This window comes from Cupriavidus sp. 22TCCZM04-2 (assembly GCF_057798895.1).
Window position 1 is genome coordinate 63,451 of the sequence record NZ_JBYOJS010000019.1, and the last position, 12,436, is coordinate 75,886.

Consider the following 12,436-nt stretch of genomic DNA (forward strand, 5'->3'; position numbering starts at 1 on the left):
CCTTACATTGATCGCGGTCTGCGCGGTCGCCGCCTGTTCCCGGGCTGAGCCCCCTCAGCATGAGGAAGTGCGTCCGGTGCGCACGATCATTGCCGGCCAGACCCCTGGTACTGTCGGCGCAAGCTATTCAGGTGAAATTCGCGCCCGGTACGAGAGCCGGCTGAGCTTCCGTACCGGGGGCAAGATCGTCGCGCGGCTGGTCGACGTGGGTGCCCATGTCAAGCGCGGACAGGTATTGCTGCGGCTGGATCCGACGCAGGAGGCCTTGCAGGTGACAGCCGCCGCCGATGTCGATGCGGCGCGCAGCCGCGTCGCGCAGGCACGTGTGGACGTAAAGCGGATCGAGCAACTACTGGCGCGCAATTTCGCGTCGCAAGCGGAGCTGGACCAGCAGCGTCTCGCGCTGGACCAGTCCGAAGCGCAATTGCGCTCCGCACTGGCGCGACAGAAGCTGAATGCCAACCAGGAGGGATTCACCACGCTCGTGGCGGATCGCGATGGTGTCGTCAGCGCCATCGGCGCGGAGGCCGGCCAGGTCGTGTCGCCTGGGCAGTCCGTCGTCACAGTGGCCGCGGACGGTGAGCGCGAGGTGGCGATCAGCATTCCCGAGTCCCGCGTCGAGGAACTGCGCAAGGCCAAGTCCCTGCAGGTCTCCGTCTGGGCCCATCCGGACAAGGCCTGGACCGGCACGCTGCGTGAGCTCGCCCCGGATACCGATAGCGTGACGCGCACCTATTCCGCGCGCATTTCGATTCAGGATCCGGACGAGACGCTGCTGCGCCTCGGCATGACGGCGTCAGTGTTCGCGCCCGACGTGGACGGAAACCGCGCGATCCGGCTGCCCCTGACCGCGATCGTGGACCGCGACGGCAGCCGCCAGGTGTGGATCGTGCCCCCCAAGAGTTCGCGTGTCCAGGCGCGGGATGTGCAGCTTGGCAGCGCGCAGAAGGACACCGTGCTGGTAACCGCCGGCCTGTTCGGAGGGGAAACCGTGGTGACGGCGGGCGTCCATATGCTCAAGGCCGGCCAACGCGTCAAAGTCATCGAGGCCACCAACGCTACCGCTTCCGCGAGCCAGGCAGGGAGCGAAAAATGAAAGGCATCAATCTCTCCGAATGGGCACTCAAGCACCAGCAGATGATCGCATTCCTGCTGTTGCTCCTGTCGGTGACCGGTATCCTGGCATACAGCAGCCTGGGCCAGAAGGAGGACCCTGAGTTCACCATCAAGACCATGGTGGTGCAGGCGTACTGGCCCGGCAGTTCGGCGCAGCAAATGGCCGACCAGGTCACCGACAAGATCGAGCGCAAGCTGCAGGAAGTTGCCGAGATCGATTACACGTCCAGCTATGTGAAGCCGGGCGAGACCCAGATCAAAGTCAACTTGCGCGAAAACGTGCCGCCCAAAGCGGTTCCTGACGTCTGGTATCAGGTACGCAAGAAGCTGGGCGATATCCGCCAGACACTGCCCCAGGGCACGCAAGGCCCTTTCTTTAACGACGAGTTTGGCGATACCTTCGGCAACATGTATGCGTTGACCGGGGACGGCTTCAGCTATGAGGACCTGCGCCGCTTTGCCGACGCCGCGCGCAACGAGTTTCTGCGCGTGTCCGATGTCAACAAGGTGGATCTGATTGGCAAGCAGGAAGAGAAGATCTACGTGGAGATGTCCACCGCCAAACTGGCGTCGCTGGGCCTGGATCCCGCCCTCATCGCCTCAACGCTGGCCCAGACCAACGCAGTGACCGCTGCGGGCACGGTACAGAGCACGAGCGAGCAGGTGCGCCTGACAGTGGGCGGAGAGTTTGATTCGGTCGAGAACATCCGCGCGATTGGCATCCATGCCGGCGGCAGGACGTTCCGGCTTGGTGACATTGCCGATGTCCACCGAGGCTTTATCGAGCCGGCAGCACAACGCATGCGTTTCAACGGCTCCGAGACGATGGGCCTGGCGGTGAGCATGCGCAAGGGTGGCGATGTGATCCACCTCGGCCAGCAACTGGACGAAACCGTGCGGCGCATCCGCGCCGAACTGCCGGTCGGCGTGGAGATTCATGCCGTCAGCGACCAGCCACGCGTGGTCGAGCACTCGGTCTTCGAGTTCAAGAAGAGCCTGGCAGAGGCGGTAGTGATCGTGCTGGCCGTCAGCTTCTTTTCGCTGGGCGTGCGAAGTGGGCTGGTGGTTGCAATGAGCATCCCGCTGGTGCTGGCCATGACCTTTCTCGCGATGTATGTGCTTGGCATTGACCTGCAGCGGATTTCGCTTGGCGCGCTGATCATTGCGCTGGGCCTGTTGGTCGACGATGCGATCATCGCCGTCGAGATGATGGCCCTGAAGCTTGAACAGGGCTGGGATAAGTTTCGCGCGGCCACCTATGCTTACACGGCGACCGCATTCCCAATGTTGACAGGCACGCTGATCACTGCAGCAGGCTTTCTGCCGGTCGGCTTCGCCAAGTCAGGAACCGGTGAGTACGTCTTTTCGCTGTTTCAGGTGGTGGGCATCTCGTTGTTGCTGTCGTGGGTGGTGGCGGTTCTGTTCACGCCATATATCGGCTTCAAGCTGCTCAAGCAGGAAGCGCACGCTTCCCATGACGAAGACGCGGTGTACCAGCGCGGGTTCTACGTCAAGTTCCGGCATTTCATCAACTTCTGCCTGGTCCAGCGTCGCTGGGTGATCGCCATTACGTTCGCGGTATTCGCCGGCTCGCTGGCGCTGTTCAAGTTCATACCACAGCAGTTCTTCCCGGCATCGGACCGGCCCGAGCTGATCGTGGATCTGTGGATGCCCAAGGCTTCGACGTTTGACGCCAGCGAGCGCGAAGTCCGTGACCTGGAGCGTCTGCTCAAGCGCGACGCGGACATCGAAGCGGTCACGAGTTTCGTCGGCAATGGCGCGCCCCGGTTCTACCTGCCGCTGGATGTACAGACGCCCAATCTGAACCTGGGCGAGCTGATGATCATGACCAAGGGCGGCGAGGCACGCGAGCGTGTCATGGCAAAGATCGACAAGCTGTTCGACGAGCGCTTTGCAAACGTGCGCGGCCGGGTGCTGCGGCTTGAGAACGGTCCGCCCGTCGGTTATCCCGTCCAGTTCCGCGTCTACGGCAGCGACAACGCCAAGGTCCGGGAGATCGGCGAGCGCGTGGCAGCCATCATGCGTGACAACCCGAATCTGCGCCGCGTCAATGCCGACTGGGGCGAACGGGTCAAGCGCATGCAGGTCGATGTCGACCAGGACAAGGCACGCGTGCTCGGGGTCAGTTCCGGCCAGATCAAGGAGGCACTGCAAGCTTCCCTGTCCGGCACGCCGGTCACCCAGTACCGCGAAGGGGACCAGGGACTGGACGTGGTCGCTCGCCTTGTTGAAGCGGAACGCACCGACCTGAACAACCTCAAGGACGCAAAGATCTATCTGCGCGACGGCAAGTTCGTGCCGGTTTCGCAGGTCGCGCGGCTTTCGCTGGAGAGCGAGGACAGCGAGCTCTGGCGGCGCAACCGCATCCCGACGCTGACCGTGCGCGCCGACGTCTCGGGTGCGCAGGCGCCGGACGTTACGCGGGCGGTGATGCCGAAGATCGAGGCGCTGACCAAGGGTCTGCCGATGGGTTATGGCATCGACGTTGGTGGCGCGACCGAATCGAGTGCCAAGGCGCAAAAGTCCGTCTTTGCGGTGATGCCCGTGACCGTCATCGTCGTGCTCCTGCTCCTGATGATTCAACTGCAGGACATGAAGAAGATGGGGCTGGTGCTGCTGACCGCGCCACTGGGCCTGATCGGCGTGAGCGCGATCATGGCGGCCTTCCACATCGCGTTCGGCTTCGTGGCGATGCTGGGGGTGATTGCGCTGGCGGGCATGATCATCCGCAACTCAGTGATTCTCGTGGTGCAGATCGACCAGGACGTGGCAGCGGGCGTGCCGCTGTGGACGGCCATCGTTGAATCCGCCGTACGTCGACTGCGGCCGATCGTTCTCACCGCGCTGGCCGCCATCCTTGGCATGGTGCCGTTGACCCACTCGGTGTTCTGGGGCCCGATGGCATGGGCAATCATGGGTGGCCTGGCCGTTGCAACGCTGCTGACACTGGTGTTCCTGCCCGCACTGTACGCCGCCTGTTACCGCGCCCAACGTACTGGCACGCACTGACAGGCATTCAAGACAAAGAGTTATCCCAATGATGATCAATTCAAACACCGCCCGACGGGCGGCGCAGGCGGCGTTCGCCCTGCTTTTGGCGGCCGGTGCCGGACAGGCCGGCGCAATGGACCTGATTGAGGCCTATTCGCAGGCGCTACGTAACGATCCGGCAATGCTGGCTGCCGATGAAGCGCTGACCGCGGGCCGCGAAAAGGCGGTACAGGGTAACGCATTGCTGCGTCCGCGCATCGACCTGCAAGCTGGCGTGTCGCGGATCAACAACCGCTCCACCGCTGAACTCCCGCCACCGCTGTCTGGTCTGGCGCCATCCAACACCAACGGTACGGTGCGGCAAGCTTCGGTACAACTCGTGCAACCGCTCTACGACAAGGCCGCGGGCGCCACCCGGCGCCAATGGCGCGAGCAGTCCGAACTCGCGAAAACGCAGTTCGATCACTCCCGCGAAGATCTCGCACTGCGGGTGGCAGATGCCTATTTCGGGGTCATCGTCGCCGAAGAAACGCTGCGCGTCGTGGAGGCCGAGAAACGCGCGTTGGGCCAGCAGCGTGACCGTGCCAAAGCGCGCTTCGACGTGGGGCAGGGCAAGATTACGGACCTCCAGGAGGCACAGGCGCGGCTCGACGGCGTCGAAGCGCGGGAAGTGTCGGCCAGGTCGTCGCTTGAACTGCGGCGCACGCGCTATCGCGAGACGATCGGCGTCGCACCCGAGCGTCTGTCGGCGCTGGCGCCGACCTTTGCCGCGCAGCCTCCGCTGCCCGACGATCTGACTGCCTGGCAGACGAAGGGAGAGGATCGCAACACCCTGGTCAAGACCAGGCAGTCCGAGCTTGAGATTGCCGGGGCGGAGATCGACAAGTTCCGGCTTGCAAGCCGGCCCACGCTGAACCTGGTGGCCGGCTATGGCACCGAGGACCAGAACGGCAACCTGTCGCCACTGGTGGCGCGACAGGGCAACCGCACGGCGCTGGTCGGACTCCAGCTCAATATTCCGATCTACGCGGGCGGTGGCATCGACTCGCGAGAGCGGGAGGCTGCCGCCAGGCGGCGCCAGGCCGAGCAGGAACTTGCCGCCGCGCGACGCGACGTGCGATTGCAGGTGCAGGACGGATTCCTCGCGGTCAAGACGGGGGTGTCTCGCATCGCCGCGCTCGATCAGGCGCTTGTCTCTGCGCGCAGCGCGCTCGAGTCGACCACGCTCGGACGCGACGTGGGGACGCGTACGCAACTCGATGTCCTGGACGCGCAGCAGCGCATGTACAGGGCGGAGCTGGACTTGATCCAGGCACGCGTCGACTATCTGATGGGTCGCCTGCGGCTGGAAGCCGCAGCCGGCGAATTGAATGAGGACAGCCTGCGCGGGTTGGGCGCATGGCTGGCGTCGTAATGCGCGCGGACAACGTGAACGTCGCTTGCGCCGCGACGACATCGAATCCCGCGGGTGCGCTGGCACAGAAAGCCGCCGGCATGGCCCGGCGCCTGACGTTATTGTTCGCAGCCGCCGCTTTGGCGGCGTGCTCGACCGCGCGGCCGTGGATCAACGAGCCGATTTCGGCGGATTCCCCGCTTCCGTCGACGACCCCGGTCCAGGTGCCGGAACCGTCGCGGCCGCCGAGCATCATCGCAGCCGTTACGCTGTCCGGCGGCGGTGCGCGTGCAGCGGCGTTCGGCCTCGGCGTTCTGGAGGAAATGAAAGCCACACGTTTCGAGTGGGAAGGGCGCAGCACGACGCTGCTGGATGAGGTCGGCCTTGTCAGCGGCGTGTCCGGCGGCAGTGTACTGGCTACCTATTTCGCCGCGTTTGGCGACGAGACCCTGACACGTTTCGAGCCTGAATTCCTGCTGGCGGACTTCCAGGGCGGCCTCGTCGGCCATGTGTTGGCGCCCGGCACGCTGTACAGGATGACCTCGCCATGGTTCGGCCGCACCAATGTCCTGCAGGAAAAGCTTGACGCGCTTTACCGGGGCAAGACCTTCGGCGACCTGCGCGGCCGAAGCCGGGGGCCGCATCTGCTCGTAACCGCGACCGACCTTACCACCGGCGCGGCGTTCGAGTTCACCCCCGAGCAGTTTGCCCTGATCTGCTCAGACCTGAGCAGCGTGCCCCTGTCATTCGCAGTCGCCGCGTCGTCATCGGTTCCGATTCTGCTCAGTCCGGTGACGCTGCACAACTATGCCGGCGCCTGTCCCCAGGCGGCCCAACTCGCGGATACGGTACGCAGCGACCGCAATTTGCAGGCGAGGATGCTGCATGCCAATGCACAAAGCTATCTCGATGCTGAAAACAGGCCGTACCTGCATCTTGTGGACGGAGGCTTGGTGGACAACCTCGGCGTGCGTGGCCTGCTGGACCGTACTGCTGCGCGCGGCTCGCTCGACGCGAGTTTCGGAAACCTTCCTGCTGGCTCCGTACACAAGATCGTACTGATCAGCGTGAATTCAGAACGGGACACCGCCGAGCGCATTGACCGTAGCGACCGGGTGCCCGTGACGCCCCAGGTGCTGGATTCTTTGATTTTCGGCGCCGGCTCCCGCGCAACCGGTGAAACCATCGCGGCCATGGATGACAACGCCCGCCGCTGGGCCAAGGAGTTGACCGAAGTGCGGGGCACGAAAGATAGCCCGTTTGCACCGGACGCAGAAATTCATGTGATCAGTGTCAGCCTGCGCGACGTGAAGGACTCGGGAGTCCGTCAGGCACTGCTTCAAGTACCCACGGCGCTGACGATCCTGCCGGGACAAGCGCATCAACTGGTGAAAGCGGGCCGCGAGGCGCTGCGCGATTCGGCCGAGTTCCAGAGGCTCACAGAAGGTCTGGCGCGGGCGGACGCCAGGCCGAGCCTGCATGCCGGCCATGGCGAATGATGCAATCGGCGCTAGCGGTGCAAGGCGGCGTTGGCCGCCAAACGAAGGAGTTTGCTATGCATTTGCGGCCTGCGGGAGTCCGGTCGCGACAGTATCCAGTCGGGAGAGCACCATACGGCGCGCCAAGATTCACTCAGGCGGCGCGCCCGCAAATCCCACATCCCGATCTCTATTTTCATATTGACTTAGCAGTCAGGATGACCATAATGTCATAAAAAGAACGGGCGTCGCTGCAGAGCGTGCCCGGCCACTTCAAGGAGACGACATGACCCGCCAGCCTCGCAGCGTGCTGCGCACGCCCCCGGCATATCCAGAAAGTGCACTGCCTCCCTCGGTCCAGAAACTCCCACGGCCAGAAGCCGTGGTGAGAGCCCAGGCGCTTGCTTTTCTCATCTTTGAAAAACATGATTTGCGTGCTGCGGAGACCTTCCTGACGGATTTCGGCATGTGTAGCGTGTCGCGCACGGACAAGCAGTTGCTGATGCGCGGCGCTGGGCCGCAGCCATGCCTGCTGTTGATACAGAAAGGCAAGCGCTCGCGTTATGTCGGCGCCGCGTTTACCGTTCGCAGCGAGGCCGACCTGGTTCGTCTTGAGGCCGAGGCGAATGCCCGCCGACTGCCGCCCGGCGCAATTCCGGGAGGCGGCGCTGGCGTCGAGTTGACCGACCCGGCGGGGAATCTTCTATGGCTGGTCACGGGTCAGCAACCGCTCAATCGGCTGCCATTGCGGGAGCCGACACACGTTCTCACCAATGATCCCGCCCAGCTCCGCAGGGTGAACGCTATGGTGCGGCCGCCGCTGGAGCCCGCAGCCGTGGTGAAGCTCGGCCACGTCGTGCTGCAGACCGTTGACTTTGCCGGCATGGCGCACTGGTACATGCGGCATCTCGGCCTGATCCCGACCGATGTTCAGTATCTAGAGGACGGGTCGCCGAACCTCTGCTTCTTTCGCCTGGATCTGGGAAGCACGCCCGCGGACCATCACTCCTTCGTGCTCGCGGGAGGCATTGAGGAAAAGTATGAGCACAGTGCGTACGAGGTGCTCGACCTCGATGCGCTCGGACAGGGCCACAACGTGCTGCGTGCGAACGGCCACCGGCATATGTGGGGCATCGGACGGCACGTCCTCGGAAGCCAACTCTTCGATTACTGGTTCGATCCGGACGGCATGGAATTCGAGCACTACACCGACGGCGATGTCTTCACCGCGGACCATGAAACGCATTACGTCCCCCTCGACATGGCCGGCATCTGGGCCTGGGGCGACGACGTGCCGGCAAGCATGGGCGTCAAGCGCAATTTCGACACGGTGCTCCGTGTGGCTGGATTGCTGCGGACCGGACGGCTGTCCCTGGAGCGCCTGAAATTGCTTGGCCGCGCCATGAGCCCTGCCAGACCCTGGCTGTGAATGCGCTATCGCGGTCCTGCAAGAACCCACACATCAAGGAGAACAAATGGCTGTCAAGGTCGTCCGATATATCCATGCCGGCGAGCCGCACTGGGGCGTGGTCCACGACCGCCGCATCGCACCGTTGCGCTGCGATGGCGCGAGTACTGCCGACTTCGTCACCAATGGCCTGGAGGCCGCCTGGCGCAGCACCGCGGGCGAGGCAACGCTTGCGCTCGATGGCGTCACGCTGCTGCCGCCAGTCACGCCAGACCGGCAGTTCCTGTGCCAGGGCATTAACTACGCCAGTCATGTACGCGAGTCTGGCATGGACCCCGGCAAGATCGGCTTCAACACGCTGTTCACCAAGGCTCCATCCTGTCTTGCCGCGGCTGACGCCGACGTGGTGCGGCCGGGGCATGTGCACCTGCTCGACTACGAGATCGAGCTTGGTCTGGTTGTCCGCAAGCCGCTGGCCGGCGCACTGCGTGTCGGGCCGGACGAGCTTCACGAGTTTCTGGCGGGTGTAACGATTGTCAATGACGTTTCCGCGCGCGACGTCCAGTTGCCGCAGGCTCAGTTCTACAAAGGAAAGAGTTATCGCAGCTTTGGTCCCGTGGGTCCCTTCCTGGTACTGCTGAACGCAGAAGAGTGGGCGCGCTGGCCTGAACTGCGCATGCGGCTCCACGTGAACGGGCAGCCCCGGCAGGACACGTACTGCGGCGACATGATATTCAAACCGCACCAGACACTGACGGAACTGTCGGCCTTGCATGATCTGCTGCCCGGCGACCTCATCGCTACCGGCACGCCGGCAGGCTGCGCGGCCCGCGCGCCGGGAAAGCTCGCGATGTGGATGTTCCGCCATGTACTGTCCGAGCGTACGAAGTGGAAGCTTTTCATCAAGAAGGGCCGCTCGAACCCCGCCTACCTGCAGCCGGGCGACATCATGACCGCTTCGATACGCACCGACGATGGTGCAATCGAGCTGGGCGAGCAGCGCAATCGCGTGGTGTCGGCATGAACGCCCCATACGGCGAACCAACTGCCGCGGCGGCCGCGATCGATGGATTTGGCGAGGACTTCGCGCTCGAGGTTCGTCCAAAGCCTTACCCGAAACCGCGCAATGGCGAGATCGTGGTGAGAGTCGAGGCAGCGGCGGTGAATCCTATCGATGTGCGCCGACGCAGCGGCTACGGCAGGAGAATTTTCTCGTTATTGGGGGCAACGCGCCTGCCGCTGGTTCTCGGAAACGATTTTGCCGGGACTGTTTGTGCCGTGGGGGCTGGCGTGAGAGGCTTGCGCGAAGGCGACCCTGTGTTCGGGGCCAAGCCGCCGTCAAGCGAAGGGACGCATGCCACGCACGTAACCGTCCGGCCTGACCACGTTGCGCACAGCCCTCGATCGATTCCCGCTGAAGCCCTCGCCACGTTGCCCTACAACTTCCAAACCGTGGCCAGAGCATTCGCGGACGCTGGCATTTCGCGTGATACCGTGAACGGACGGGCCGTACTTGTGCATGGGGCGACTGGCGGCCTCGGACAAATTGCTGTCAAGTTGCTTTACCTGCTGGGAGCCGATGTCACTGCGGTCGGCTCAAAGGACGGGCTACAGGCCTGTTTGGATGCTGGTGCCACCGAAGTGGTTGACCGCCGTGCGCAATCGCTCGCCAGTTTGCCGCGGCACTTTGCTGCCACGCTGAACTTCGCCAACTGGGACGAGGAAGCAGAGCTGCTGCACCTGCTCTCGTCTGACGCGGTGGGCCATGCCACAACGGTCCATCCGTTGCTTGGCAATTTCGACAGGCTGGGCCTCGTCGGGGGAGGCGTTGCTTCGATGGCTGGCAAACGGGCCAAACGCGCCCTGGTTCCGCATGGCGCACGGTATGGGTGGACGACGTTCCGCTCGAGCAACGCTGTATTGAAATCGCTCATCACATGCGCAACGTCCCTTGGCCCGCTTTGCGTAAAAACCTTCCCGCTTTCGCAGGCTGAACAGGCATACCAGCACGTCACCCGGCGCGAGCCCGGGCGCGCCGTCCTGCTGCCACAGCAATCCTGACAAAACAGACCATCAATCAAGGAGACAAGCATGCCCGATACGACGGTGGGCGGGACCTTGGCCGGCGAAATCCGGACCCAGGCCGATATCGACGCCTTTGAGCGCACACCGTGGGAAGACAAGGTTCCCGCGCAGAACACATACGAACTCCTGTGCCGCGCCTGCGATCGCTACGCAGCGCGGACAGCGCTTCGCTTCGTGATGAACGGCGAGCCGCACGCGCAGGAGTTTGCTGTCGACTACGCCACGCTCAAGGCGCGCGTGACGCAGGCGGCCAATGCCTTCCACCGTAGTGGCATTTCGCCGGGCATTGCCGTGAGCCTGCTACTTCCGAACCTGCCGCAGACGCATTTCGCCTTGCTTGGCGCCCAGGCTGCAGGTATTGCCAGCCCCATCAACCCCATGCTCGAGGTGGACCATATTGTGGCCATCGTCGAGGAGGCCGGGGCCCGGGCGCTGGTTGCCTGCGCACCGATGGAAGACAGCACCCTATGGGATAAGGCCGTCGCGGTGGTTGACCGCTGCCCTGCGGTGCAGACCCTATTCGTCGTCAGCGCCACGCCTTACGTTGGCGACGACGAGCGCAAGCGCCTGGAAACGGCCTTCCAGGCTGCGTCTCGGCCGGCTCGCGTGGAAGTGAGGGTGGTCAGCTTCGAAGACGCGTTGGCCGCGGAGCCACCAGACATGCTGTTGTCCCAGCGACGCATTTTTCCGAGCGACATCTGTTCGTACTTCCACACCGGGGGCACCACCGGCCTGCCCAAAGTCGCCACGCACGCGCATCTCAACGAGGCGTTCGTTGCCGCCATGCTGGGCGTTCTCACCCCGTCTCCCAACACAATCCTGTGCGGTCTCCCGCTGTTCCACGTGAACGGCGCGATGGTCACCGGCCTGGCCGCCTTCCATCGTGGCTGGGAGGTCGTCATGCTGACCGCGGCCGGCTATCGTGGTCACGGCGTGATGCCGAATTTCTGGAAGCTGGTCGAACGATTCAAGGCGAACAGCTTCAGTGGTGTGCCGACGATCTATAGCGCGCTCGCCGACCTGCCTCGCGATGGTGCCGATATTTCCTCGCTTCGCTTCGCATTCTGCGGTGCGGCGTCGTTGCCGGCCGAAGTGGCAAGGCGCTTTGAAGCAGCCGCCGGTATCCCGTTGTACGAGGGCTACGGGATGACAGAAGGCGCCTGCGTTTCAGCGCTGAATCCGCCTCTGGGCGAGCGCCGCCTTGGCAGCGTTGGGTTGCGCCTGCCTCACCAGGCCATCGGAGTATGGAAGACTGGCAGCACGGACCTTGCCAGTGAGCCGGCCGCGCCGGGGGAAACGGGTGTTATTGGTATTCACGGCCCCAATGTGTTCCCGGGCTACTTGCGGGAGCACGATAACCGCGACATCTGGCTAAAGCCCGGCTGGCTCAACACTGGCGATCTCGGTTATCTGGACAGGGATGGTTACCTGCACCTGACGGGCCGTGCCAAGGAGCTGATCATTCGAGGCGGCCACAATATCGACCCGGCAATGATCGAGGAAGCGCTCCTGCAGCATCCGGCGGTGGCGATGGTTGCAGCCGTCAGCCAGCCGGATGTGCACGCCGGTGAATTGCCTGTCGCCTATGTCACGCTCAAGCCGGGGCACGTTCTCACGGCCGACGAACTGCTGGCCGCGGCGCGCACGCTAGTACCGGAGCGCGCTGCTGTCCCTGCGCGCATCGAAATTCTGCAGACGCTGCCGCTGACTCCCATTGGCAAGGTGGCACGCGCGGCGTTGCGCATGCGCGCGGTCGAGGAAGTCTTCCGCGAACAACTGGAGCAGGCCGGTGTACCCGCCAGCGTACGTGTCGGGTCGGATATCAGGCGAGGTACCGTCGCATTCGTTCAATGCGCCGCTGCCGACGCAGCGCGGGTGCGGGATCTCCTGGCAGGTCGGTTTCCATACCCGCTCGACTTCACTCATCCGGCGTGACCCGAGGCT

At 63.9% G+C, this 12,436-nt stretch carries 8 protein-coding genes; all 8 read left to right on the forward strand.

The features are described from left to right. Window positions 1-76: 76 nt before the first annotated feature. The 8 genes from AC3FKG_RS23815 to AC3FKG_RS23850 all read left to right on the forward strand — a co-directional run bounded on the left by AC3FKG_RS23815 (window position 77) and on the right by AC3FKG_RS23850 (window position 12,427). Window positions 77-1,096 (forward strand): efflux RND transporter periplasmic adaptor subunit, encoded by a 1,020-nt coding sequence (locus tag AC3FKG_RS23815; protein ID WP_488744310.1) that lies wholly within the window; start codon window positions 77-79, stop codon window positions 1,094-1,096. Then, window positions 1,093-4,146 (forward strand): efflux RND transporter permease subunit, encoded by a 3,054-nt coding sequence (locus tag AC3FKG_RS23820; RefSeq protein ID WP_488744311.1) that lies wholly within the window; start codon window positions 1,093-1,095, stop codon window positions 4,144-4,146. Before AC3FKG_RS23815 ends, AC3FKG_RS23820 begins: the two co-directional genes overlap by 4 nt. 28 nt (window positions 4,147-4,174) lie before the next feature. Continuing rightward, window positions 4,175-5,542 carry a TolC family outer membrane protein gene (locus AC3FKG_RS23825; RefSeq protein ID WP_488744312.1) on the forward strand — a complete coding sequence of 456 codons (1,368 nt, stop codon included), beginning with the start codon at window positions 4,175-4,177 and terminating at the stop codon, window positions 5,540-5,542. After that, entirely contained in the window at window positions 5,542-7,020 is a 1,479-nt protein-coding gene (locus AC3FKG_RS23830) for a patatin-like phospholipase family protein (RefSeq protein WP_488744313.1), read from the forward strand. Before AC3FKG_RS23825 ends, AC3FKG_RS23830 begins: the two co-directional genes overlap by 1 nt. Before the next feature lie 265 nt (window positions 7,021-7,285). Then, window positions 7,286-8,428, forward strand: coding sequence for a VOC family protein (locus tag AC3FKG_RS23835; protein WP_488744314.1), 1,143 nt, complete (start codon window positions 7,286-7,288; stop codon window positions 8,426-8,428). Between the two features lie 46 nt (window positions 8,429-8,474). Continuing rightward, window positions 8,475-9,431: a fumarylacetoacetate hydrolase family protein gene (locus tag AC3FKG_RS23840; protein ID WP_483712162.1), complete on the forward strand. Its 957-nt coding sequence runs from the start codon at window positions 8,475-8,477 to the stop codon at window positions 9,429-9,431. Further along, window positions 9,428-10,468, forward strand: coding sequence for an alcohol dehydrogenase catalytic domain-containing protein (locus AC3FKG_RS23845; RefSeq protein WP_488744315.1), 1,041 nt, complete (start codon window positions 9,428-9,430; stop codon window positions 10,466-10,468). The genes AC3FKG_RS23840 and AC3FKG_RS23845 overlap by 4 nt, the downstream gene beginning before the upstream one ends. Window positions 10,469-10,498: 30 nt before the next feature. Further along, on the forward strand, window positions 10,499-12,427 hold the full coding sequence (locus tag AC3FKG_RS23850) for an acyl-CoA synthetase (protein WP_488744316.1): 1,929 nt from the start codon (window positions 10,499-10,501) through the stop codon (window positions 12,425-12,427). The last annotated feature ends 9 nt before the right edge of the window (window positions 12,428-12,436 follow it).